The following is a 22719-nucleotide window of genomic DNA, read 5'->3' as shown; positions in this document are numbered from 1 at the left end:
CCTGATTTTGGGCATTTTTAACAGCCTAGTCATTGAATTTTTGGCGTATTTGTTACATAATAAAGAACATAGATAATCGTGAAAGGACGTGTTAATATGGCTGAAACCTGGTCTAAGCTGGTAGTCTCACTCGACACCCTGGATCCAGCGATGATTGACTTACTCAGTCATCTCCTCTTTGAAGCTGGGGCCATTGGAGTAGAAGTGGACTATGCCCAAGGTTATTTGGAGAACCACCCTAATTTATTTGGAGAATTAGCGGAACCACTGCCCAAAGAACGTCTGGAGCACGAGACAGAGTTAATCGCCTTCTTCGAAGAGATGCCAGATCTAGATAGTCTCAAGACCCAGTTGGAGAGCCAGTATAGTGATCCGTTTCGCCTTGAAGCCAGCGAGATTGAAAATGAAAATTGGCAGGAAAATTGGAAGGTTAACTATAAGCCTGAGCGTATTAGTCGCTACCTAACCATTGTACCGATTTGGGAGGACTACCAAGCCCAAGCGGGTGAACAAGTTATCTACTTGGATCCAGGTTTGGCCTTTGGGACAGGCAATCACCCAACTACTCAACTAGGGGTTCAGGCACTTGAAATGTACCTACGTGGAGGCGAACGAGTCTTAGATGTTGGTACGGGGTCGGGGGTTCTAGCCTTTGTAGCGACCGCCTTAGGCGCCAAAGAAGTGTGGGGCTACGACTTAGATCCTCAGGCCGTAGATAGCGCCCTACAAAACTTGGTTCACCAGCAGGAACGTCAAGATGATTTGGCCAAGGTATTCAAGGAAACGCCGATTCATTTCCAAGTTAAGGATTTGCTCAAAGGGGTAGACTGGCCAGTAGAGGTGATTGTTGCCAATATCTTGCCTCATATTCTGGTTAATATGTTAGAAGATGCCCATCGCTTACTAACAGCAGATGGTTACCTGATTCTGGGTGGAATTCTCAATGAAAAGGCTGATCAACTGTTAGAAGACTTAGAAGCACATGGTTTCCGCCTTGTTCAAAGAGTCCAACTAAAAGGCTGGACGGGTCTGGTAACCCAGAAGCAAGAGGATTAAATCATGCAACGTTATTTTATCGACCAAACTGGCTTACTTGTCCAGGCATTGGTAACCTTAACGGCCGATGATAGTCGACATTTCCTAAGGGTTATGCGGTCTCAGCCTGGGGCTAAGGCTTGGTTAGTAACTGGGGACGGTCAATGTTACTTGGCCCAATTAGAAGGGGAAGTGGACCGCCTGGCCCAATTCCGCCTCATAGAACTTCAGGAGGGTGCTGCCCAGGTAGAATTGCCTGTTGAGGTCACCATTGCCTGTGGCTTGTCCAAAAATGATAAGCTAGATTACATTGTCCAAAAGGCAACCGAATGTGGTGCTAGCCATTTTCAACCCTTGGCTCTCAGTCGAGATGTCGTCAAATGGGATCATAAGAAGGCGGGCCAACGCCTAGACCGCCTACAAAAAATTGCCAAAGAAGCAGCTGAGCAATGTCACCGCCTTCGCATCCCTCAAGTGGCGCAGCCCCTGAGCTTAGCTCAATTACTGGCCAAGTCAGCTGACTATGATGCTTGCTTAGTAGCCTACGAAGAAGACGCCAAACAAGGCGAGCATAGTCGCTTACGTCAAGCCTGCCAGACACTTAAGGGGCAAGCAGGCGCCAAGGTCTTAGTTGTCTTTGGTTCAGAAGGAGGCCTGACTCCTGAGGAAGTCTCTCAATTATGTGAAGCTGGCTTCCAGACGGTAGCGTTAGGGCCTCGTATTCTCCGAGCGGAGACGGCCCCAATCTATTTCTTATCAGCCTTATCCTATGCCCTAGAACTTGAACTATAAGGAAGGAGTCTATCCCATGGAATTAGCAAAATACATTGATCACACCGCGCTTAAGGCCGATACTAGCCGGGCCGCCATTGAAACGCTCTGCCAAGAAGCCCGTGACTATGGCTTTATGTCAGTCTGTGTCAACCCTACTTGGGTGGCGACTGCTCATACTTTACTAGCAGGTTCAGATGTTAAAGTCTGCACGGTTATTGGCTTCCCATTGGGAGCCAACACTTCAGCGGTAAAAGCCTTTGAGACCCGCACCGCTATCCAAGAGGGAGCGGATGAAGTCGACATGGTCATTAATATTGGTGCTGCAAAAGATGGCAATTGGGACCTAGTCAAAGCGGATATCCAAGCCGTAGTGGAGGCTGCTAATCATCAAGCCTTAGTTAAGGTGATTGTAGAGACTTGCCTTTTAAGCAAGGAAGAAATCGTCAAAGCCAGCCAAGTAGCCAAGGAAGCTGGGGCTGACTTTGTTAAGACCTCTACCGGCTTCTCAACTGGCGGTGCCACTGTCCAAGATATTAGCCTTATGCGGGAAACCGTAGGCCCTGACATGGGAGTTAAGGCCAGCGGTGGAGTTCAAAACCGAGAGGATGCCTTGGCTATGATTGAAGCGGGTGCCAGCCGAATTGGCGCCTCCAAGGGAATTGCGATTGTAACCGGCCAGGCTACAGGCAATGCACCAGGAAACTATTAGTAATTGTAAGTAAGAAAGGAAGAGTAGGATGGCACAAGCACCAGATTTAACGGCCGCAGATGTCATGGCCCTCTGCGAAAGCTACATGAATGAAAAGCATGTGGCCTTCGTTAAAAAGGCGTTGGATTTCGCCACAGAAGCCCACAAGGAGCAATTTCGCTTATCGGGAGAAGCATACATCGTGCATCCTATTCAAGTTGCTGGAATTCTCGCCCAACTCAAGATGGACCCTGATACGGTCGCGACCGGCTTCCTCCATGATGTGGTGGAAGACACTGACTACACCCTAGAAGATATCGTCCGCGAATTTTCTGAGACGGTAGCCTTCTTGGTAGATGGCGTCACCAAGTTGGGGAAATTTAAGTTCCAGAGTAAGGAAGAAGCCTTAGCAGAAAACCACCGTAAGATGCTCTTGGCCATGGCCAAAGACATGCGGATTATCATGGTCAAACTGGCTGACCGCCTTCATAATATGCGGACCCTTAAATTCCAAAAGCCGTCCAAGCAAGTGGAAAAATCTCAAGAAGCGATTGAGATTTATGCACCGCTAGCTGACCGTTTAGGGATGAACCTGATTAAGTGGGAGCTAGAAGATATTGCTCTGCGTTATATCAATCCAGACGCCTACTATCAGATTGTCAACTTGATGAAGTCCAAGCGGGAAGAGCGCGAGACCTATATTCAAGAAGCCATTTTGGATATTAACGAGGCCATTGAAGAATTACATATCAAGGCCGATGTCTATGGACGTCCAAAGCACATCTATTCTATTTACCGTAAGATGGTCAAGCAGAATAAGGATTTTGATGAAATCTATGACCTCTTAGCTATCCGTGCTCTGGTACCGACCATTAAGGACTGTTATGCTGTTCTAGGGGCGGTCCATACCAAGTGGAAACCAATGCCTGGCCGCTTCAAAGACTATATCGCCATGCCTAAGGCTAATCTCTATCAGTCCATTCATACGACGGTTATCGGTCCGCATGGCAAACCGGTTGAAATTCAGATTCGGACTTTCCAAATGAACGAAGTGGCGGAGTACGGGGTTGCAGCTCACTGGGCCTACAAGGAAGGTAAGACCCAGCAAGTCCGCGAAGATGAAGCCATTAAGAAGCAACTGACTTGGTTCCGCGATATTGTAGAATTAGAAGATGAAGCCAAAGACGCTGGTGAGTTCATGGACTTCGTTAAGGAAGACATCTTCAAAGACCAAGTCTATGTCTTCTCACCAAAGGGGGATGTCTTCGAACTGCCTAATGGGGCGGGACCCTTGGACTTTGCCTACCATGTCCATACGGATGTGGGTCAGAAAACGATTGGGGCCAAGGTCAACGGTAAGATTGTCCCACTTAACTACAAGCTCAAAAACGGGGATATCGTTGATATCTTGACCAACTCGAATTCCAATGGACCAAGTCGTGACTGGTTGAAATATACCGCCACTTCCAAGGCACGTAACAAAATCAAGCGTTACTTCAAACTACTTGATCGCGATCGCAATAGTGAACGTGGTCAAGCCATGGTGGAAGAAGAGCTCAAGAAGAATGGCTATAGCCTCAAGCAATTGGCTAAGAAGGCCTATGAGAAGGAACTCTTTGAACGCTATAATGTACCGAGCTTGGCTGACCTTTTTGCAGCCGTAGCCTTGGGAGAAGTGTCGGCCATTAGTGTCTATAACTTCTTGCATAGCAAGGAACAGAAGGATGTCCCACCGGCAGAGCCTCTCACCAATGAGCAAACCCTCAACAAACCTGAGACCGAGGCCATGAAGATCCAACATGAAAATGGCGTCATGGTGCGTGGGGTTAATAACCTTATGATTCGCCTCAGCCGTTGCTGTAGCCCGGTTCCAGGTGACCAAATTGTGGGTTACGTGACACGAGGGCGGGGGATTTCAGTTCACCGTAAAGACTGTCCTAACCTACTCAATGAACCTGATTTGCAGCAACGGACCATTCCAGTTGAATGGGAAAGCACTGGCCAGCTTGGTGCCGACTATGTCACTGAGATTCGGGTAGTGGGCTTTGACCGCAATGGTCTCATCAATGAAGTCTTGCATGTGGTCAACCACTCGGTTAAGACCTTGCGCAATGTTAACGGGAAAGTTGACGACAAGACTTCAACGGCAACAGTCACCATTAAGGTTGCAATCTCCAATACGGCTCAACTAGAAGACCTCATGGTTAAATTACGTAACATTCCGGATGTTTATGAAGTAACCCGGGTCAATAATAAGTAGGAGGATTCTGAATGCGAGTGCTTATTCAACGTTGCCGTCGAGGCCAGGTCTCAATTGATGGCCAAGTGGTAGGAGCGATTGACAGAGGTTTTGTCCTCTTAGTCGGTGTGACTCATGAAGATGGTCCAGAAGATGTGGCCTATTGCGCCCGCAAAATCAGCAAACTGCGTGTCTTTGAAGATGAGCAGGGGCGGATGAATGCCAGTCTAGATAGTTTTCCTGACGGAGCCATTCTATCCATTAGCCAATTTACCCTCTATGGCGATGTCCGTAAGGGCAACCGGCCAAGTTTTACCCGGTCGGCTCGTCCGGAAGTGGCGGAACCACTCTATGAGGCGCTTAACCAGACTCTTAGGGAAGCTGGTTTCAGAGTGGAAACCGGGCGCTTTGGAGCCGACATGCAGGTCCTAATTGAAAATGATGGACCAGTGACCATCCTAATCGATTCAAAAGAAAAATAAGAAAAATCCAGGGATTGAGACTGACTCAATCCCTGGATTTTTTCTTCATCATAGACAAAAAAAGAGCCCTGATAGGGCTCTTTTATGATGCGGAGAAAGGGATTTGAACCCTCACGTCCTATTGGACACATGCGCCTGAAGCATGCGCGTCTGCCGTTCCGCCATCTCCGCTTAGCACAAAATGTATTATACTACATTTTGCTGAAAAAGGGAATGACAATGGCCTAAAAGCGTTTAAGTTTTTACTGGACTAGAGGCTAACTCCCATAAAGTCGCGAATGATTGGAACTAGACCATCTTGGTCGTTGGAGAGGGTAATATGGTCGGCTGCTTCCTTAAGCAGTGGGGTGGCATTAGCCATGGCAACGCCTAAACCGGCTGTCTCAATCATGGTCAAGTCGTTATTCCCATCGCCGCAGGCAATGACTTGGTCCAGAGTCAAACCAAGGTGTTGGCAGAGGACTTTAATGGCTTGGCCTTTGGAGACTTGGTGGTGAACGAATTCCAGAAAATAAGGCTTAGAGGTGGTGGCATAGGTTAAATCGCCGAAGAGCCCCTTCAACTCAGCATCTGCAGCTGCAACTAGGTCTGGGTCACCAACTCCAATGAATTTCATCCGGGCTTTAGCTAGTTGAGACAGGTTAGCGATGGCATCAGGATCATAACGGTCGGGAATGCCTGTTAATTGACTTTCAATGTGGCTATAGTCATTGGATTTATCCATGACCACGTAGTCGTCGATATAGGTTAAGACAGTCAGTCTCTTAGCTTGAATATATTGGACAATGTCATCTTGAGCATCCGCTTCTAGGCGTTGGCTGAAGAGTTCCTGGCCATCCGCCATACTGGTGATGGCGGCGCCATTAAAGGAAATGATGTAAGAATCGAAATGGTCTAATTTCAGCTGCTTAGCCGTTTCAATCATAGAAGGGGTTGGTCGGCCGCTAGCTAGCACGACTTTCTTGCCTTGCTCCTGAGCCTTCATCAAGGCCTGGTAGGTGGCATCAGAGATAGTGTTCTCACTGGTCATCAAAGTATCGTCAATATCTAAGACCAGCATTTGATAATCTGTCATAAGTGAACTCCTTAATCGATTTGCTAGATTTATTGTATCGAAAAGCCTAGAAAATGACAACTATCTGAGTTACAATTAATAGGTTAATGCTAGTGCCAGACAGGTGCTAAGGAGGCTGAAAATTAGATGCAAGAATTAGCGATTATCGCCCACCAAGGGGCTGGAGGTGGGCAAGGATGTAAAGTGCTTGAGGAGACCTTGGCAGCCCTGGACAAGCGCCAAATAGTGCCTAAAGTCCATATTAGTACTTATGCTGGCCACAGTGAGCTTTTGGCTCAGCAATTGGCTCAGGAGCCGGTCATTGCGGTTATTGGTGGTGATGGGACTCTGCACGAAGTTGTGGCCAGTCTAGCTGGACAACCACAGCCTCCTGCAATTCTCTATTTGCCGGCTGGACGTGGTAATGACTTTGCTAGAGCCTGGCAGGCTAAGCGAAGCCTAACAGAAGCCTTGGATCAATTGCTGGCAGGTAGCCGGTGTCAGGTACCCATTCTGCGTTTGCAAGATCAGGTCAGTGGACAAATTAGCTATGGGATTAATAGCCTAGGGATAGGTTTTGATGCCATGGTTAATCAGCAATCCAAGGCCTTAAGACTGGGGCGTCTATTAGCCAAGTGGCATTTAGGCAAGCTGTCCTACCTAGTGGCTGTCTTTGCTAGTTTACCTAAATTAGAGGCTTTTGAGGTTAGACTCAGCCTAGATAATCAGTCGCCTCAACTAGTGTCTGACTGCTATCTCTTCAGTGTCCTCAAAAATCCTTATATGGGTGGGGGCATAAAATTAGATAATCTAGGCCAGGCTAGCAATCCAGAGATTAGTGTGATGGCCTTTCACAGTATCAAAGCACGGCATTTACCAGGCTTGATTTGGCGGGTCTTAGTCAGTCATCAGCAGGACCAGTCGCCTCAAGTCAGCCGTTGGACCGGTCAAAAGCTTGATTTGGACATCGAACAAGCCATTCTAGGTCAAGTAGATGGAGAGGTCCAGGAGGCAGCGCCACGTCAACTGACCATTGATTGGTTGACTTATCCATTTATTCTAGCAGAACCTTGACTTTTAGGGGCTTTTAGCCGTATAATGGTAGAGGTATAAGGCTATGTTGAACCCAGCCTCAGAGAGACTTCATTTGGTGGAAGAAGTCACGGGTCTCAATGCTCCCTTAGGTCTTTCTAGTGGCAACACTAGCGTAGGATTGGCGTTAACAATCATTAAAGATGTAATGAAGCAGATTCGTTATAAGCAAGGTGGTACCGCGACTTATCGCCCTTGCATGTAATGAATGTGTTTTTTATTTTTATTAGAAAAGGAGTTCATCGTATATGAAACAATTGACGAGTGCGCAAATTCGCCAAATGTATCTTGATTTCTTCGCAGAGAAGCAACACCAAATTATTCCAAGTGCCTCTTTGATCCCGGTCAATGACCCAACCCTCTTGTGGATCAACGCCGGTGTGGCACCCCTTAAAAAATACTTTGACGGTACGGAAGTGCCAGACAACCGTCGTTTGGCTAACGTGCAAAAATGTATCCGAACCAATGACATTGAGAACGTAGGTTACACTGCTCGCCACCATACCCTCTTCGAAATGCTAGGGAACTGGTCTATCGGCGATTACTTCAAGAAAGAGGTTATTGCTTGGGCTTGGGAATTCTTAACGAGCGAGCGTTGGTTGGGCTTTGAAGCTGATAAGCTATTTGCCACCTACTATCCAGATGACAAGGAGACACCCGAAATCTGGAAACAACAACCAGGTTTTATTGCTGATCACTTGGTGGCAGTAGCAGATAACTTCTGGGATATCGGGGCTGGCCCATGCGGTCCGGATACTGAGATTTTCTACGATCGTGGCCAAGACTTTAACAACTTGGAAGCAGACGACCCAGAAAACTACCCTGGTGGTGAGAATGAGCGTTGGTTGGAAATCTGGAACTTAGTCTTCTCTGAGTTCAACCATTTACCAGATGACACCTATCAACCACTTCCTAACAAGAACGTCGATACCGGGATGGGCTTGGAACGGGTAGTCTCTGTCATTCAAAATGCTAAAACCAACTATGAGACAGACCTCTTTGTGCCAATTATTCAAGCCATTGAAAAAGTCTCTGGTGTAGACTTTGCTTCAGCTGGTGACAAACAAGTTAGCTTCAAGGTTATTGCTGACCACATTCGCGCGGTTTCCTTCGCGATTAGTGATGGGGCATTGCCTTCCAATGAAGGGCGTGGCTATATCCTACGTCGTCTCATTCGCCGTAGTGTCATGCATGGTCGTAAATTAGGGATTAGTCGTAGTTTCTTAAGTGAATTAGTCCCTGTTATTGCAGATATTATGGGGGCTTATTATCAAGAATTGACGGAACAATTAGCCTTCGTTCAAAAGGTCATCTTAAATGAAGAAGAGCGATTCCACGAGACCATTGAAGGTGGGGAAGCTCACTTGAATGACTTGATGGCTAACCTCAAGGCTGAGGGCAAAACCGTGGTTCCGGGCGCCCAAGCCTTCCAACTCTATGATACCTTTGGTTTCCCACTGGAATTAACCGTGGAATTGGCTGATAGCCAAGGCTTCACAGTTGATCAAGAAGGTTTTGAGACGGAAATGGAAGCCCAACGTCAACGGGCACGTGCAGCTCGTTCTAAGGAAGAGAGCATGCAAGTCCAAAGCGACCTCTTACAAAACATTACTGATGCCTTTGATTTCGTGGGTTACGAAACGCTTGTTACCAACGCGACTATCAAGGCCATTGTGCTAGATGAAGCCAAGGTAGATCAGTTACCAGCTCATCAAGAGGGTTGGGTCTTCTTCAACCGTAGTCCTTTCTATGCAGAAATGGGGGGGCAAGTAGCGGACTCTGGGATCATCCTAGATGGCGATCAAGAAGTAGGCCAAGTCCTAGACGTTAAGAAAGCACCTCAAGGTCAGTTTATGCATCGCATCAAAACAGGGGATATGCCATTGACTGTCGGTCAATCTTATACCTTGGAAGTGGATCGGGCAGCACGTCTTAAGACCAACCAAAACCATACTGCAACCCACCTCTTGCACCGCGCCTTGAAGGTTGTTTTGGGTAGCCATGCCAACCAAGCAGGGTCTTACGTTGGGCCAGATCGTTTACGCTTTGACTTCTCACACTTTGGTAAAGTCACACCTGAGGAACTCAAGCAGATTGAAGCCTTCGTCAACCAATGGATCGCCAACTCTGCCAATGTTGATATCGCTGAAATGTCCATTGAAGATGCTAAAGCAACAGGTGCTATGGCTCTCTTTGGGGAAAAATATGGTGATGTTGTACGGGTTGTTAATATTGCAGGCGAATCTATCGAGTTGTGTGGTGGGACCCATGTGAACAATACCAATGAGATTGGCACCTTCAAGCTCCTAGCTGAGTCTGGGATTGGGGCCGGGATTCGTCGGATTGAAGCCTTGACTGGTCAAGCTGCTGTTGCGGATTATCAGGCTCAAGCTGACCTCCTACAAGAAGTGCAAAATCATCTCAAAGTGGCTCAAGCTAGCCAACTCTTACCACGATTAGAGCAATTGCAAGAAGAACTCCGTCAAGCCCAAGCTCAGGTGGAGTCGCTCAACGCAAAATTACTGCAAGCTGAAGCAGGACAAGTCTTCAAAGATGTTCAAAGTGTTGGGGATGTGACTTATGTAGCCATTAACTTAGGCAATCAATCTGTTGATGGGATGCGTCAAATGGCTGACATCTGGAAGAAAGAAGCACCATCTAACATCTTGGTCTTAGTTGCTAGCCAAGAGGAAAAAGTTAGCCTTATGGTCCAAGTGGACGAGCAAGGCTTAGCATCTGGTCTAAAAGCAGGTAACCTCATCAAGCCATTAGCGGCAATTGTCGGCGGTGGCGGTGGCGGTAAGCCACAAATGGCTCAAGCCGGTGGTAAGAAACCAGAAGCGATTCCAGAATTATTGGCGCAAGTCAGCGTAGTAATTAACGAACAATTATAGGCTTTTTTGCCGGAATTGTTGCAAAAAGGTTCCAATCTTGTACAGAGTCATGTACAATAAGATTAAACGAGAGGATTGGTGATAGTATGCAATCATTAGATGAAACCATCTTATTTAGCTTAGATGATCTCAATAAACAGACCATTCGCGAAGTACTAGAGATTGTATTTAGCGCCCTAGAAGAAAAGGGGTATGATGCAACCAACCAGATTGTAGGTTATCTCTTGTCAGGAGATCCAGCCTACATTCCACGCCATCGTGACGCCAGAAACTTAATTCGTCGTTATGAGCGCGATGAGATTGTGGAAGCCTTAGTCCGCTACTATGTTAAAGGAAATCGCTAGACCATGTATAAACGTATTATGGGCTTGGACGTAGGATCCAAGACAGTAGGAGTGGCTGTTAGCGACTTAATGGGCTGGACTGCTCAAGGTCTTGAAACCATTCGTATTGACGAAGCAGCGGGGGACTTAGGTTATGACCGCCTGCTGGAACTGGTTGATCAGCACCAGGTTAAGGAGCTTGTTATTGGCTTGCCTAAGAATATGAACAATAGTCTGGGACCAAGAGCAGAAGCCTCAATGGCCTATGGAGAGGGAATTAGTAAGTTAAGACCTGAATTGACTATCCACTATCAGGATGAGCGCTTAACCACTTCGCAAGCAGAACGTATGCTTGTTACAGAAGGAAATGTTAGCCGCAAGAAACGCAAGCAAGTTATTGATAAGCTAGCTGCGGTCATTATCCTACAGAATTATTTAGACCGAATTAATTAAGGAAGGGGGCATAGCTATGCCACACGAACACGACCACCATCACGATCATGATCATGATCATCATCATGACCACGACCACCACGAACATATTACCATTGTGGATGAGAACGGAAATGAGGCTTTATACGAGATTCTCTTTACCTTCGAATCAGAAGATTATGGTAAGAACTACGTCATTCTCTACCCAGCGGGTGCTATTGACGATGAGGACGTAGAACTTCAAGCTTACTCATTTACGGAAGGCGAAGACGGACAGTCCGGTGAATTATTGCCAATCGAAGATGAGAAAGAATGGGATATGGTTGAGGAAGTCCTCAATACCTTCTTAGACGAAGAAGGCAATTTCTAAGCTAGTAAAAACCTGGGAGTTTGAATATGACTCCCAGGTTTTATTTTGTTTTTTATCTAGGAGGCTAAAGATGAATAGAAATAGTTTTAGTTTTATAGTGCGAGTCTTTAACCGACTTGTAAAGGGAAAATAATGGCTATTTAACAGAAAAATTGATATAATGCATAGGATATATTGAATCTATCACATAGCGAAGGAGGTTCCTCAGTGAAAGTAGATTGGGACAAAGTCAAACAAGATGCGGAACTTAAGGAAGATCATCAGGTAAAAGAAGAATTGATGACCCAACGCATCGTCAAATACATTATCTTAGGATTAGTTGCCTTGGCCTTAGTTGTAGGTTTAGGTTGCTTCTGGTACTATAACGATTCCCTAAAGGCAGTTAACAACCAAAAGACAGAGACCGTGCAAGTGACCATTCCAATTGGCTCTAGCAGTAAGGACATCGCGCGTTTACTTAAGTCTCAAGGCTTGATTAAGAATGCCGATATCTTTAGCTTCTATATGAAGGCCAAAAGTGTCAATGGTCTCCAAGCTGGTCACTATGACTTAAGTCCTTCCATGGATGCCGATACCATCATTGCTACCCTTCAAAAGGGTGGTAAACCGATCGAAGTCGATGTGGATACCAAGCTAACCGTTGTTGAAGGTATGCAACTGGAACAAATTGCCCAAATGGTGGAAGAAAACACCCCGATTAAGGCTGCTGATTTCTTAGCAACTGCTAATGATGCTAGCTTCATCGAAGAATTAAAATCTCAATATCCGAGCTTAATTTCAGGTTTGGATGGGGTAGAAGGGCTCAAATATAAGTTAGAAGGTTACCTCTATCCGGCAACCTATGACTATATCGCCGGTACCAATGTTAAAGACCTGATTAAACAAATGGTGGGCAAGATGAACCTTGAATACCAAAAGCTTAAGGAAGATATGGGTAATACCAACTTGACCTTCCATCAAATTTTGACCTTAGCTTCTATTATAGAGAAGGAAGGGGTCACGGATGAAGACCGTAAGCTCATTTCGGGCGTCTTCTATAACCGTATGAACAACGAGATGCCACTGCAATCCGATATTACCGTCCTCTATGCCTTAGGTGAACACAAGGAACTGGTGACCATTAAGGATACTGAAGTGGACTCACCATACAACCTGTATAAGCATACGGGCTTAGGACCAGGGCCCTACAATAGCCCAAGTCTCAGTGCCATCCAGGCTGCCATCTATCCAACAGCCTCAGACTACTTCTACTTTGTAGCGGATATCGAGACCGGGAATGTCTACTATGCGACAACCTTGGAAGAACATGAAGCCCTAGTTGCTAAGTATGTCAATAAGAATAGCAGTCAAGAATCAAGCCTATCATCAAGCGAAACAGAATAAGAATAGAATGAGGGGAAAATAGTATGTCAAACCGTCCGATTGTAATTGGCGTAACCGGGGGTTCCGGGAGTGGAAAGTCCAGTGTCAGCATGAAGCTCATGGAGATTTTCGCCGATTTATCTGTCATGATGCTCCAGCATGACTTCTACTATAAGGACCAATCTCACCTACCTTTTGAAGAAAGACTTAAAACCAACTATGACCATCCATTGGCTTTTGACACGGATTTATTCGTGGCCGATCTTAATCGTCTCTTAGAGGGGCAAGCCATCGATAAGCCAGTTTATGACTTTGCCAACCACACGCGTAGCAGTGAAGTCATTCATCAAGAATCTAAGGATGTCATTATCGTGGAAGGAATCCTCATTCTGGAAGATCCGCGCTTACGCGACTTAATGGATATTAAGGTCTATGTTGATACCGATGACGATATTCGTTTGGCTCGCCGGATTCTCCGCGATATTAAAGAGCGTGGCCGTTCAGTGGAGTCGGTCATTAACCAATATGTGGACGTGGTTAAGCCAATGCACCACCAATTTATTGAGCCAACCAAGCGTTACGCCGATATTATTGTCCCAGAAGGGGGCTATAACCAAGTGGCGATTGACCTCTTAGCCACCAAGATTCATTCTATCCTACAAGGAAAGGCTCTCGAAGCCAAACAAGAAGCCTAAGCAAAAGATGCTCTATAAATTTTTATGCCTAACTGTCAAATTATGATTGCTAAATGACCAAGATAGTGTTATATTATTTCTGTTCTGACAGAGGCAAGACCGAGTGAGTTGGCGTAAGGCCAATTCGCTCGTGTTCTTTTGTTTCTCATGGGGGGACGAGAAGCATCTATCCATTAAAAATAAGGAGTTAAGTCGTATATGGAAGAAAAAGTATACCCAATGACCCTAGAAGGGAAAGCCAAATTAGAGGCTGAATTGGAAGATTTAAAAGTTAATAAACGTAAGGAGATTATTGAGCGCATTAAGATTGCCCGTTCATACGGTGACTTATCTGAAAACTCTGAGTACGATGCAGCAAAGGACGAACAAGCCTTCGTTGAAGGACGTATCTCTGTCATTGAGAAAATGATTCGTTTTGCGCAAATCATTGATGATCGCGATGTAGCAGATGATGTGGTGACCTTGGGTCGTACGGTAAGCTTCATTGAATTACCAGGTAGTGACGAAGAGTCGTATACCATTGTGGGTTCTGCTGAAGCAGATCCATTAGAAGCCAAAATCTCTAACGATTCACCAATTGCTAAGGCAATTATTGGTAAAAAATTAGGGGATGTCGTAACGGTGGAAACACCAGGCGGATCTTTTGACTTGAAGATTACCAAAATTGAGAAAAATTAACTTGCTTAGAGGCTAGTATGAGATGCTAGCCTCTTTTCTTTTGCCGAATTATGGAGCAGCTTTTCCTAGGTGATGGGGGTTAAGGGTTTTCCTATGGCTTAAAATTGTTTATAATAAGAAGCGTAAGCTAAGAAAGGGGGATGGACAGATGATTGCTTTTTTAAAGCGCCATATTTTCCAGATTTTGGCTTTGGCTGGGACAGCCTTGGTCTTTGAACTCATGGGGCGGGGCGTCACCTTTCTCTTGTTTTTAGGTAGCCTAGTCTTGCTAGTTGCCAGTGTCTACATACCCATCGGGATTTTTAGGGGCATGACCTTGGTTTTGGCCTTGACGAGTTTCTTCGTAGCCATTTTTATGACTCAGTCTATCTGGCTAGTGCTCTTGGTCTTGGTGCTCTTTTATTGGCTCTTCCGGGGACCTAACGGCAATGAGTTCCTAGTTTGGGGAGAGTCACTACTCCATCCCTTCGGTGGTGCCAAGGAAGCCTATCATGGGGTTAAGTTAATTCAACCTCAGAGTGGCCAGCGGACCCTAATCAAGCGTGAATCCCTGATTGCCTCCATGGAATCTAAAACCAATTATTATGAATGGGATGATATCAATATTGTTTTCTTAGGGGGGAGCTCCATTGTCGACTTGGGCAATACCCTCCTGCCGCCTGAGCAATCGACCATTGTCATTCGTAAATTATTTGGCCGTACGCGGCTGATTATTCCGCGTGACGTAGGTTTCCGACTCAATATCTCAGCTATATCAGGCGCGGTGGTCTTCGAGAACCAAAGCTATTCCTTAGTAGGGGAAAACTTCCGTTGGGAGACTGCAGGATATGCCGCAACGCCACGTCGGCTAAATATCATGATTTCTGTTGGCTTTGGTGAAGTGGAGGTGATTGTGCTATGAACCTACATTTATGGCGCCGTCTCTTCCTCTATCAGCTCTTGGTTAATTTGGCCATTACAACCATTATGGTGGGTCTTCAAGTCTACGTCTTCCAGACCTTGAGTTTGGCTAGTCTCTGGGAGTTGACCTGGTTCCAAATTCCATTTTATCTGGTCTTAGTAGGGGCTAATTTCAGTATTGCCCTGGTAGTATCAGGCTTCCTGACTTTCTTCCTCAGTGGCCCTTATGAAGAGCTTCGGGCTAAGATTAATTGGCTTTTGCTAGGAAAATATCAGCATCCTATTTTTAAGGATTCTGGCAAGGGGCTGCACGCCTGGTATGATTATAGTGGTGTGGTTTCATCAGATCTCAACCGTATCCGTGACAAGCTCGTCCAGCTGTCTAGAGACCTGCAGGATTTTGCTGCTTCCCCAACCTTCGTAGGGGAAGAAACCAAGGAAGAAATTATCGAGACTGAACGCCATCGGATTGCGCGGGAGCTTCATGATTCGGTTAGTCAGCAGCTCTTTGCAGCCACCATGATGCTTTCAGCCATCAAAGACCAAGAGCAGGTTGAGATTGCAGAACCTATCCGCCAACAAATTATTCGGGTCGATAAGGTTATTTCGACGGCTCAAATTGAGATGCGAGCCCTCTTATTACATTTGAGACCGATTGGATTAGAAGACCGGTCCCTTAAGCAGGGGATTGAACAGTTATTACTTGAGCTCCAGACCAAGATTCCGACGACGATTGTCTGGGACTTGGCCGATGTGCGCTTGGAATCCGGTATTGAGGACCATCTCTTCCGTATTGTACAAGAAGCTATTTCCAATACCTTAAGACACGCTAGAGCTAACCGTCTGGAGGTCTACCTCCAGGTGGATGAGAGCTCGGCTCAGCTCAAAATCGTGGATGACGGCCTAGGCTTTGACATGGATAAGGCTGACAAGGTCGGATCCTATGGTTTGCGTAATATTCGAGAACGGGTGACCAATCTTGGAGGCGAATGTAAGATTCTCAGTATGACAGGTAAGGGGACTGTTCTGGATATCTCCCTGCCTATTAGATTTTAAGGAGGTAAGTAGATGATTAAGGTATTACTAGTGGACGACCATGAAATGGTCCGACTAGGAGTCTCATCATATTTAATGATTCAGTCTGACATGGAAGTAGTGGGGGAAGCCAGTAACGGCTTAGAAGGCTATCATAAGGCCCTTGAATTACGACCAGACATTATCCTCATGGATTTAGTCATGGATGTCATGGATGGGATTGAGGCTACTCAGAAGATTATGGCAGATTGGCCTCAAGCTAAGATTATTATCGTAACCTCCTTCCTGGATGATGAGAAGGTCTATCCGGCCATGGAGGCAGGGGCTAGTTCCTACTTACTTAAGACTTCGTCTGCTGCTGAAATTGCCCAAGCCATCCGTTCTACCTATCAAGGGCACAAGGTGATTGAACCTGCCGTGACAGAGAAGATTATCGAGCACCGATTAGATCAAGCACGGCCTAAGCCTCATGATGAGTTAACTAATCGGGAGTTGGATGTATTACGTCTAATAGGTCAAGGCTACTCCAATCAAGCCATTGCCGAGGAACTGGTCATTACCCTTAAGACGGTTAAGACCCATGTCTCCAATATCTTCACCAAGTTGGAAGTGGAGGATCGGACTCAGGCGGCTATTTACGCGGTTCACCATCATTTGGACGGTCAGTGAGCACCTAGTTAGGTCCTGTCTCAAGGACCATGCTATAATAAAAACAGCAAGTCAAGAGAAGGAGTGTAAGGGATGGAATTAAAAGTAGATCCAGCATCAGTTGCTTGGTTTAAGGAAGAAGTAGGATTGCCCCAAGGGGCTGGCGTACGTTTTTTAGTCAAGGTTTATGGTTGTAGCCCTATTAACAGCGGCTTTTCCCTCGCTATGGAAACCAACTACCCGAGTGAACCAGGTGTCACTTATGAAGCAGACGGCGTGCTCTTCTATATTGAGAGTCGTGACGAATGGTTCTTCGATGGACATGATTTGTCGGTTGAGTTTGATGAGGGTCATGGTGAGCCGGCCTATATCTTTGTTAAAGATGGGGTGGCTGTCAATCCCCTAGTGAAGGAGGCTTAAGACATGACTCAAAATCAACGCTATGGTTCGCAAAATAAAACCAACCAACTAGTTAAATTAAGTGTCTTTGTGGCCTTGATTATTATCCAATCATGGGTGCCTATGTTGGGTAACATTCCGACCCCAGTCTTATCCATTACTTACATCCATGTTACCGTCATTTTAGCAACTCTCTGGCTAGGTTGGAAAGAGGGCGTCTTGGTTGGGACGGCTTGGGGATTAAATTCTTGGATTCGTGCCCTAACTGCACCTGTGTCACCCATTAATGCCCAAGTCTTAAGTGATGTCATGGTCAGCGTCTTGCCACGTATGCTCATGCCATTGATTTTGGCCGGCTTGATTGTGGTATTCAAGTCTTGGAGTAAAAATCCACGTCTAGTGGGAGCCTTGGCTGGCTTTAGTGGTAGTTTTCTCAATACTTTCTTGGTTTTAGGAGCTATTGTTTTATTCAAGCAAGAAGTTTATATGACCATTAAAGGGGTAGACCAGACCGGTCTTTGGCAATTATTAGGGGGTATCATTGCGACCAACGGGATCTTGGAAGCTTTTGTCGCAGCTATTCTAACCCCAATTTTCTATCAAGTGACCTTACAACTGGCTAAGCGTCAGGGACAACATTAAACCTATAAGAAGCGAACTTAGAAGGTTCGCTTTTTTTATGCTTTTAGGGCTTAGACTGCCTTGCTTTAAGCAAGATTTAGTTGACTTTTCGGCTATCTAGCGCACTAGGGCGACATTTTCATGAAAATATACGAACGATTGAGAATGGTTTTAGTAAAACATCATCGAATTTCTTGCTAGATTGACCTAATAATGATATAATGTAAGGGAATTCAGAGCGAGTTCACGAGTAAGAAATATTCAAAGGAGATGTTTTAATGAAGAAAGCTTTTGGATTAGCAGCTACAGCCTTGACAGTAGCAAGTTTGGTAGCACCTGTTGCCGTAAATGCGGCTGATTTTTCTGCAGTGATTGTCACAGACGTAGGTGGGGTAGACGACAAGTCCTTCAACCAAAGCGCCTGGGAAGGTCTTGAGCAATTCGGTAAAGAAAACAAGTTAGAAAAAGGGGTAGGTGGCTATGACTACTTACAATCCAATAGCGACTCTGACTATGTGACTAACCTTAACTCAGCAGTCCAAGCAAACTTCTCCTTAATCTTCGGGATTGGTTATAAATTAGAAGCTGCAGTCAAAGAAGCAGCCACTCAATACCCAGATAAGCACTTTGCTATTGTGGACTCTGTAGTTGACTTACCAAACGTTGCTTCCTTGACCTTCAAGGATAATGAAGCAGCCTTCTTAGCAGGGGTAGCCGCTGCTAAGACCACTAAGACTAAACAAGTTGGTTTTATCGGTGGGGTCGAAGGTTTCGTTATTGACCGTTTTGAAGCTGGTTTCGTTGAAGGCGTAAAAGCAGTTGATCCTTCTATCAAAGTTGAAGTTCAATACGCAGGTTCATTTGCTGATGCAGCTAAAGGGAAACAATTAGCTGCTGCTATGTACTCAGGTGGTGCAGATGTTATCTTCCACGCTTCTGGTGGTACCGGGAACGGTGTCTTCTCTGAAGCTAAGGATATCGTAACTAACGATCCTAAACGTGAAGTATATGTTATCGGGGTTGACTTAGACCAAGATGCAGAAGGTCTAGTCACTGTAGATGGCAAAGAACGTCACTTAACCTTAGCTTCAACACTCAAAGGGGTAGGCTCTGCGGTTAAGAAGTTCGCACAAGAGACCAAAGAAGGTAAATTCAAATCTGGTAACACTATTTACGGCTTGAAAGACGGCGGGGTTGACTTAACGACTGCCCAATTATCACCTGAAGCTAAAAAAGCTGTTGAAGAATACAAAGCTAAAATCGTCAAAGGTGAAATCACTGTACCTGAAAAACCAAATCGTTAATAAAGGCTTAGGTACTAGGAGCTGGGGGCAACCTGGCTCCTTTTTTGAAAGTAAAATGCACTTATAAAATAAGGTAAGTATTAATTAAGAAGGAGGGATTCTATGGAAACAGTGACGCATCCAGTGATTGAAATGCGTGGTATTTCCAAACAGTTTGGGACATTTTTTGCCAATAAAAATATTAACCTCGAGCTCAAGAAGGGCGAAATTCATGCCTTGCTTGGTGAGAACGGGGCGGGTAAATCCACTCTGATGAACATTTTGTCCGGTCTCTTACAACCGACTGATGGGCAGATTTATATGAATGGCCAAGCAGTTAACATTGCCAATCCAACGGTCGCTAATAACCTACATATCGGGATGGTTCACCAGCACTTTATGTTGGTAAATGACTTTACGGTCGTTGAGAATATCATGTTAGGGAATGAAATGGTTCAAGGCTTACGTTTGGACTATAAGAAGGCCAAGGCTCATATTATGAACTTATCCAAGCAATATGGTTTAGCCATTGATCCAGACGCTAAGGTTGCCAACATCACGGTGGGGATGCAACAGCGGGTGGAAATCCTCAAGACCCTCTATCGTGGCGCCGATATTCTGATTTTCGACGAACCAACGGCAGTTTTAACACCACAAGAAATCGATGAACTCATGGTTACGCTCAAGTCCTTAGCGAGTGAGGGGAAGTCCATTATTATCATTACCCATAAGTTAGCAGAAATTAAGCAGGTAGCCGACCGTTGTACTATTATCCGGCGCGGGGAGTCCATTGATACGGTTGATGTAGCCACTACTTCTGCTAAGGAATTAGCCGATATGATGGTGGGACGTTCCGTCTCCTTCAAGACCGAGAAGAAGGCTGCTAGTCCTGGCGAGGTCTTCTTGAATGTGGAAGACTTAGTGGTTAAGGATGAACGGGGTATTGTTGCTACTAAGAACTTGAGTTTCCAAGTAAGACGTGGCGAAGTAGTGGGGATTGCCGGGATTGACGGGAACGGTCAGTCCGAGCTAATTCTAGCACTTGCGGGCCTCATTCCAATTGAATCAGGTAAGATCGAATTGGGCGGCCAGGATATTGTAGGTAAATCACCACGTGAAATTACGGAGTTAGGCTTTGGTCATATTCCTGAAGACCGCCACAAATATGGGTTAGTTTTGCCTATGAAGGTTGAGGAAAACTTAGTGCTCAAATCCTACTATCATACGCCATACTCTGAAAAAGGCTTCTTACGTTTCCAAGCTGTTGAGAAGAAGGCCAAGGCCTTGATTGAGCAGTATGATGTGCGGACTGTCTCTGAAAAAGTGCCAGTTAAGTCACTCTCGGGCGGGAACCAACAAAAGGCTATTATTGCCCGTGAGTTAAGCTTGAACCCTGATTTCCTGATTGCAGCTAACCCAACTCGGGGCTTAGATGTAGGGGCCATTGAATTTATCCATAAGGCCTTGATTGCTGAACGTGATGATCAGAAGGCTGTCCTCTTGATGAGTTTCGAATTAGACGAAATTCTCAATGTATCTGATCGCATTATTGTCATGCACGACGGCCATATCATGGCAGACATTCCGGCATCTGAAACCAATGAACAAGAAATCGGCTTGATGATGGCGGGGACCTCATATGAAGAAGTATTAAGCCATCGTCAAACAGGAGGTGACGCTAATCATGAAGGATAAACTACGTGCCGTTTTTGTTCCTATTGCATCTGTTGTGATTGGGATTATCGTGGGAGCCTTGATTATGTGGCTCTTCCGTTATGATGCGGTTAAAGGTTATGAGGCCCTCTTCAATGGAGCATTTGGTAAACCATTCAATATTGGTCAGACTCTACGGGCTGCCACTCCGCTTATGTTAACAGGTTTAGGCTTTGCAGTGGCCTATACGGCTGGTTTCTTCAACATTGGTTTGGCTGGTCAAGCCCTCTGTGGTTGGTTAGTCTCCGTTTGGGTGGGGCTGACTTTAGGTGATTTACCATCCTTTATCGTCTTACCAATTGCCATTGTAGCTGGGATGGTGGCAGGTGCCCTCTGGGCAGCTATCGCTGGTTTCCTTAAGGCTTACTTTGATACTAGTGAAGTCATCGTGACCATCATGCTCAACTATACGGCGATTTATTTATCAGACTATCTCTTGCGTAATGTCATTACCAACCGTTTGGATGCAACGCCTATCTTGAAAGACAATGCTACCTTAAAAATGCAGTGGTTGTCAGACTTGACCAATGGGTCTACCTTACATGCTGGTATTTTCATTGCAGTCTTAATGATTCTAGTCGTTCATATTTTAATGACGCGTACGACCCTTGGGTTTGAACTCAAGGCTGTAGGGATGAACAAGTTTGCCTCAGCCTATGCGGGCATGAACGCAAAACGTAATATTATCCTATCTATGGTCCTATCTGGTGCTCTTGCAGGTCTGGGTGGGGTCATGAACGGGCTAGGTGAGTTCCGTAACATCTTCTTGATGAATGGTAAAGCACCAGATATTGGCTTTGATGGTATGGCCGTTGCCCTTTTAGGGATGAACAATCCAATCGGAATTTTCTTCTCAAGTATTCTCTTTGGTGGTCTCAAGACCGGTGGGAACTTGATGCCTTTGGCTGCTAAGATTCCGAGTGAAATCGTCAACGTCGTCATTGGCTGTATTATTTTCTTCGTCGGATGTAGCTATATCTTCCGCTTCATTATGGAGAAGGTTCGCAGCAATAAAGTCAGCAGCAAGGAGGGAGCATAATGCAAAATATACTCGCTTTAGTTGTATCCAATGCGCTCTTGTACGCAACACCGCTGATTTTTACTGCCCTTGGTGGCGTCTTCTCTGAGAGAAGTGGGATTGTTAACGTAGGTTTGGAAGGGATTATGGTCATTGGGGCCTTCTCATCAGTTGTCTTCAACTTGACTTTCGCCGGTCAGTTTGGTGACTTAACTCCATGGCTAGCGCTCCTAGTCGGTGGGCTTTGTGGCTTGCTCTTTGCCTTGATTCATGCGGTAGCGACCGTTAATTTGCGGGCTGACCACATTATTTCAGGGACCGTGCTCAACTTAATTGCACCATCTTTGGCTATCTTCTTAACCAAGGTCCTTTTCCAAGGTAAGGGTCAAACAGACTCAATCAAAACCAAGTTTGGTAAATTTGACTTCCCAGTCTTATCAGACATTCCAGTTATCGGGCCAATCTTCTTCGCCAAAACTTCTATCTTGGCTTATGTAGGGATCGTCCTAGCCTTTGTAGTTTGGTATCTGGTCTTCAAGACGCGTTTTGGTTTGCGCTTGCGGTCAGTCGGGGAGAACCCTCAGGCTGCCGATACCTTAGGGATTAATGTCTACCTCATGCGCTATTCTGGCGTCTTGCTTTCTGGCTTACTAGGTGGGATTGGTGGGGCAGCCTACACTCATACTATTTCAGAGAACTTCGCGGTATCGACCATTGCCGGTCAAGGTTTTATGGCCATGGCCGCTATGATTTTCGGTAAATGGAACCCAATTGGGGCCATGTTAGCAGCTATCTTCTTCGGTTTAGCTCAGTCCTTGGCCGTTATCGGGGCTTCCATTCCAGTTATTAGGGATATCCCGTCAGTTTACTTGCAAATTGCACCTTATGTGATTACAATTATTGTATTGATTGGTTTCGTTGGCCGCTCCAAGGCGCCAGAAGCCGTTGGGACAACCTACATCAAATCAAAATAAGAGGAGAAAG

The 22719-nt window shown here is 45.7% G+C and carries 23 protein-coding genes and 1 tRNA gene; 22 read left to right on the top strand and 2 right to left on the bottom strand.

The window, feature by feature from the left end; genetic code table 11:
* Positions 1 to 96: 96 nt before the first annotated feature.
* The 5 genes from prmA to dtd are packed head-to-tail and all read left to right on the top strand — an operon-like array spanning position 97 to position 5218.
* Entirely contained in the window at positions 97 to 1056 is a 960-nt protein-coding gene (prmA, locus tag V7R82_RS05780) for a 50S ribosomal protein L11 methyltransferase (RefSeq protein WP_338541864.1), read from the top strand.
* Between the two features lie 3 nt (positions 1057 to 1059).
* Positions 1060 to 1827: a 16S rRNA (uracil(1498)-N(3))-methyltransferase gene (locus tag V7R82_RS05775; protein ID WP_311465303.1), complete on the top strand. Its 768-nt coding sequence runs from the start codon at positions 1060 to 1062 to the stop codon at positions 1825 to 1827.
* A 16-nt stretch (positions 1828 to 1843) separates the two neighbouring features.
* Complete coding sequence (deoC, locus tag V7R82_RS05770) at positions 1844 to 2518, top strand: deoxyribose-phosphate aldolase (protein ID WP_311465305.1); 675 nt, start codon at positions 1844 to 1846, stop codon at positions 2516 to 2518.
* A gap of 28 nt (positions 2519 to 2546) precedes the next feature.
* Complete coding sequence (locus V7R82_RS05765) at positions 2547 to 4757, top strand: RelA/SpoT family protein (RefSeq protein ID WP_291431895.1); 2211 nt, start codon at positions 2547 to 2549, stop codon at positions 4755 to 4757.
* An 11-nt stretch (positions 4758 to 4768) separates the two neighbouring features.
* Positions 4769 to 5218, top strand: coding sequence for a D-aminoacyl-tRNA deacylase (dtd, locus tag V7R82_RS05760; RefSeq protein WP_291431894.1), 450 nt, complete (start codon positions 4769 to 4771; stop codon positions 5216 to 5218).
* Positions 5219 to 5306: 88 nt separating this feature from the next.
* On the opposite strand, the gene V7R82_RS05755 is transcribed toward dtd, so the two are convergent.
* Together V7R82_RS05755 and V7R82_RS05750 are read right to left on the bottom strand one after the other, a co-directional pair.
* Positions 5307 to 5389: transfer RNA gene (locus V7R82_RS05755), tRNA-Leu, on the bottom strand.
* A gap of 79 nt (positions 5390 to 5468) precedes the next feature.
* Entirely contained in the window at positions 5469 to 6293 is an 825-nt protein-coding gene (locus V7R82_RS05750) for a Cof-type HAD-IIB family hydrolase (protein WP_291431891.1), read from the bottom strand.
* A 126-nt stretch (positions 6294 to 6419) separates the two neighbouring features.
* Here V7R82_RS05750 and V7R82_RS05745 point away from each other — a divergent pair, with 126 nt between their 5' ends.
* The 17 genes from V7R82_RS05745 (at position 6420) to V7R82_RS05665 (ending at position 22709) form a co-directional block, all read left to right on the top strand.
* Positions 6420 to 7346 (top strand): diacylglycerol/lipid kinase family protein, encoded by a 927-nt coding sequence (locus tag V7R82_RS05745; RefSeq protein WP_291431888.1) that lies wholly within the window; start codon positions 6420 to 6422, stop codon positions 7344 to 7346.
* 266 nt (positions 7347 to 7612) lie between these two features.
* Positions 7613 to 10258, top strand: a complete 2646-nt coding sequence (gene alaS, locus V7R82_RS05740) for an alanine--tRNA ligase (protein ID WP_291431886.1) — start codon at positions 7613 to 7615, stop codon at positions 10256 to 10258.
* Between the two features lie 86 nt (positions 10259 to 10344).
* A complete protein-coding gene (locus V7R82_RS05735) occupies positions 10345 to 10602 on the top strand; it encodes an IreB family regulatory phosphoprotein (protein ID WP_023390811.1) in 258 nt (85 codons plus the stop codon).
* A gap of 3 nt (positions 10603 to 10605) precedes the next feature.
* The gene (gene ruvX, locus V7R82_RS05730; protein WP_023390810.1) at positions 10606 to 11034 is read left to right on the top strand and encodes a Holliday junction resolvase RuvX; all 429 of its coding nucleotides are present in this window, start codon (positions 10606 to 10608) and stop codon (positions 11032 to 11034) included.
* A 16-nt stretch (positions 11035 to 11050) separates the two neighbouring features.
* Positions 11051 to 11383, top strand: coding sequence for a DUF1292 domain-containing protein (locus V7R82_RS05725; RefSeq protein WP_291431882.1), 333 nt, complete (start codon positions 11051 to 11053; stop codon positions 11381 to 11383).
* A gap of 207 nt (positions 11384 to 11590) precedes the next feature.
* Entirely contained in the window at positions 11591 to 12766 is a 1176-nt protein-coding gene (mltG, locus tag V7R82_RS05720) for an endolytic transglycosylase MltG (protein ID WP_291427271.1), read from the top strand.
* Positions 12767 to 12789: 23 nt separating this feature from the next.
* The gene (udk, locus tag V7R82_RS05715) at positions 12790 to 13440 is read left to right on the top strand and encodes a uridine kinase (RefSeq protein ID WP_268443090.1); all 651 of its coding nucleotides are present in this window, start codon (positions 12790 to 12792) and stop codon (positions 13438 to 13440) included.
* Positions 13441 to 13638: 198 nt separating this feature from the next.
* The gene (gene greA / locus V7R82_RS05710) at positions 13639 to 14118 is read left to right on the top strand and encodes a transcription elongation factor GreA (protein WP_023390804.1); all 480 of its coding nucleotides are present in this window, start codon (positions 13639 to 13641) and stop codon (positions 14116 to 14118) included.
* A 148-nt stretch (positions 14119 to 14266) separates the two neighbouring features.
* Positions 14267 to 15019: a cell wall-active antibiotics response protein LiaF gene (gene liaF, locus V7R82_RS05705; protein WP_314388933.1), complete on the top strand. Its 753-nt coding sequence runs from the start codon at positions 14267 to 14269 to the stop codon at positions 15017 to 15019.
* On the top strand, positions 15016 to 16074 hold the full coding sequence (locus V7R82_RS05700; protein ID WP_023390802.1) for a sensor histidine kinase: 1059 nt from the start codon (positions 15016 to 15018) through the stop codon (positions 16072 to 16074). The genes liaF and V7R82_RS05700 overlap by 4 nt, the downstream gene beginning before the upstream one ends.
* 12 nt (positions 16075 to 16086) lie before the next feature.
* Positions 16087 to 16722, top strand: a complete 636-nt coding sequence (locus V7R82_RS05695; protein ID WP_023390801.1) for a response regulator — start codon at positions 16087 to 16089, stop codon at positions 16720 to 16722.
* Positions 16723 to 16794: 72 nt separating this feature from the next.
* On the top strand, positions 16795 to 17121 hold the full coding sequence (locus V7R82_RS05690) for a HesB/YadR/YfhF family protein (RefSeq protein WP_023390800.1): 327 nt from the start codon (positions 16795 to 16797) through the stop codon (positions 17119 to 17121).
* A 3-nt stretch (positions 17122 to 17124) separates the two neighbouring features.
* Complete coding sequence (locus V7R82_RS05685; protein WP_070755448.1) at positions 17125 to 17742, top strand: ECF transporter S component; 618 nt, start codon at positions 17125 to 17127, stop codon at positions 17740 to 17742.
* A gap of 257 nt (positions 17743 to 17999) precedes the next feature.
* On the top strand, positions 18000 to 19025 hold the full coding sequence (locus tag V7R82_RS05680) for a BMP family lipoprotein (RefSeq protein ID WP_070755449.1): 1026 nt from the start codon (positions 18000 to 18002) through the stop codon (positions 19023 to 19025).
* 102 nt (positions 19026 to 19127) lie between these two features.
* Entirely contained in the window at positions 19128 to 20699 is a 1572-nt protein-coding gene (locus V7R82_RS05675) for an ABC transporter ATP-binding protein (protein ID WP_291454622.1), read from the top strand.
* A complete protein-coding gene (locus tag V7R82_RS05670; protein WP_268443080.1) occupies positions 20689 to 21756 on the top strand; it encodes an ABC transporter permease in 1068 nt (355 codons plus the stop codon). The genes V7R82_RS05675 and V7R82_RS05670 overlap by 11 nt, the downstream gene beginning before the upstream one ends.
* Positions 21756 to 22709 carry an ABC transporter permease gene (locus V7R82_RS05665; protein ID WP_303764974.1) on the top strand — a complete coding sequence of 318 codons (954 nt, stop codon included), beginning with the start codon at positions 21756 to 21758 and terminating at the stop codon, positions 22707 to 22709. The genes V7R82_RS05670 and V7R82_RS05665 overlap by 1 nt, the downstream gene beginning before the upstream one ends.
* Positions 22710 to 22719 lie beyond the last annotated feature (10 nt).

It is taken from the genome of Abiotrophia defectiva ATCC 49176, from assembly GCF_037041345.1.
Classification (GTDB): domain Bacteria; phylum Bacillota; class Bacilli; order Lactobacillales; family Aerococcaceae; genus Abiotrophia.
The sequence above is the reverse complement of the archived record's forward strand: the minus strand, read 5'-3'. Positions and strand labels throughout refer to the sequence as shown.

What these genes read in the sequence shown, in the direction of transcription:
- deoC (WP_311465305.1), top strand. Translation starts at nt 1,844, where the DNA reads ATGGAATTAGCAAAATACATTGATCACACCGCGCTTAAGGCCGATACT.
- V7R82_RS05775 (WP_311465303.1), top strand. Translation starts at nt 1,060, where the DNA reads ATGCAACGTTATTTTATCGACCAAACTGGCTTACTTGTCCAGGCATTG.
- V7R82_RS05750 (WP_291431891.1), bottom strand. Translation starts at nt 6,293, where the DNA reads ATGACAGATTATCAAATGCTGGTCTTAGATATTGACGATACTTTGATG.
- prmA (WP_338541864.1), top strand. Translation starts at nt 97, where the DNA reads ATGGCTGAAACCTGGTCTAAGCTGGTAGTCTCACTCGACACCCTGGAT.
- alaS (WP_291431886.1), top strand. Translation starts at nt 7,613, where the DNA reads ATGAAACAATTGACGAGTGCGCAAATTCGCCAAATGTATCTTGATTTC.
- V7R82_RS05685 (WP_070755448.1), top strand. Translation starts at nt 17,125, where the DNA reads ATGACTCAAAATCAACGCTATGGTTCGCAAAATAAAACCAACCAACTA.
- V7R82_RS05665 (WP_303764974.1), top strand. Translation starts at nt 21,756, where the DNA reads ATGCAAAATATACTCGCTTTAGTTGTATCCAATGCGCTCTTGTACGCA.
- V7R82_RS05675 (WP_291454622.1), top strand. Translation starts at nt 19,128, where the DNA reads ATGGAAACAGTGACGCATCCAGTGATTGAAATGCGTGGTATTTCCAAA.
- V7R82_RS05735 (WP_023390811.1), top strand. Translation starts at nt 10,345, where the DNA reads ATGCAATCATTAGATGAAACCATCTTATTTAGCTTAGATGATCTCAAT.
- greA (WP_023390804.1), top strand. Translation starts at nt 13,639, where the DNA reads ATGGAAGAAAAAGTATACCCAATGACCCTAGAAGGGAAAGCCAAATTA.
- V7R82_RS05670 (WP_268443080.1), top strand. Translation starts at nt 20,689, where the DNA reads ATGAAGGATAAACTACGTGCCGTTTTTGTTCCTATTGCATCTGTTGTG.
- V7R82_RS05700 (WP_023390802.1), top strand. Translation starts at nt 15,016, where the DNA reads ATGAACCTACATTTATGGCGCCGTCTCTTCCTCTATCAGCTCTTGGTT.
- udk (WP_268443090.1), top strand. Translation starts at nt 12,790, where the DNA reads ATGTCAAACCGTCCGATTGTAATTGGCGTAACCGGGGGTTCCGGGAGT.
- V7R82_RS05765 (WP_291431895.1), top strand. Translation starts at nt 2,547, where the DNA reads ATGGCACAAGCACCAGATTTAACGGCCGCAGATGTCATGGCCCTCTGC.
- V7R82_RS05690 (WP_023390800.1), top strand. Translation starts at nt 16,795, where the DNA reads ATGGAATTAAAAGTAGATCCAGCATCAGTTGCTTGGTTTAAGGAAGAA.
- V7R82_RS05695 (WP_023390801.1), top strand. Translation starts at nt 16,087, where the DNA reads ATGATTAAGGTATTACTAGTGGACGACCATGAAATGGTCCGACTAGGA.
- dtd (WP_291431894.1), top strand. Translation starts at nt 4,769, where the DNA reads ATGCGAGTGCTTATTCAACGTTGCCGTCGAGGCCAGGTCTCAATTGAT.
- V7R82_RS05745 (WP_291431888.1), top strand. Translation starts at nt 6,420, where the DNA reads ATGCAAGAATTAGCGATTATCGCCCACCAAGGGGCTGGAGGTGGGCAA.
- ruvX (WP_023390810.1), top strand. Translation starts at nt 10,606, where the DNA reads ATGTATAAACGTATTATGGGCTTGGACGTAGGATCCAAGACAGTAGGA.
- V7R82_RS05725 (WP_291431882.1), top strand. Translation starts at nt 11,051, where the DNA reads ATGCCACACGAACACGACCACCATCACGATCATGATCATGATCATCAT.
- liaF (WP_314388933.1), top strand. Translation starts at nt 14,267, where the DNA reads ATGATTGCTTTTTTAAAGCGCCATATTTTCCAGATTTTGGCTTTGGCT.
- V7R82_RS05680 (WP_070755449.1), top strand. Translation starts at nt 18,000, where the DNA reads ATGAAGAAAGCTTTTGGATTAGCAGCTACAGCCTTGACAGTAGCAAGT.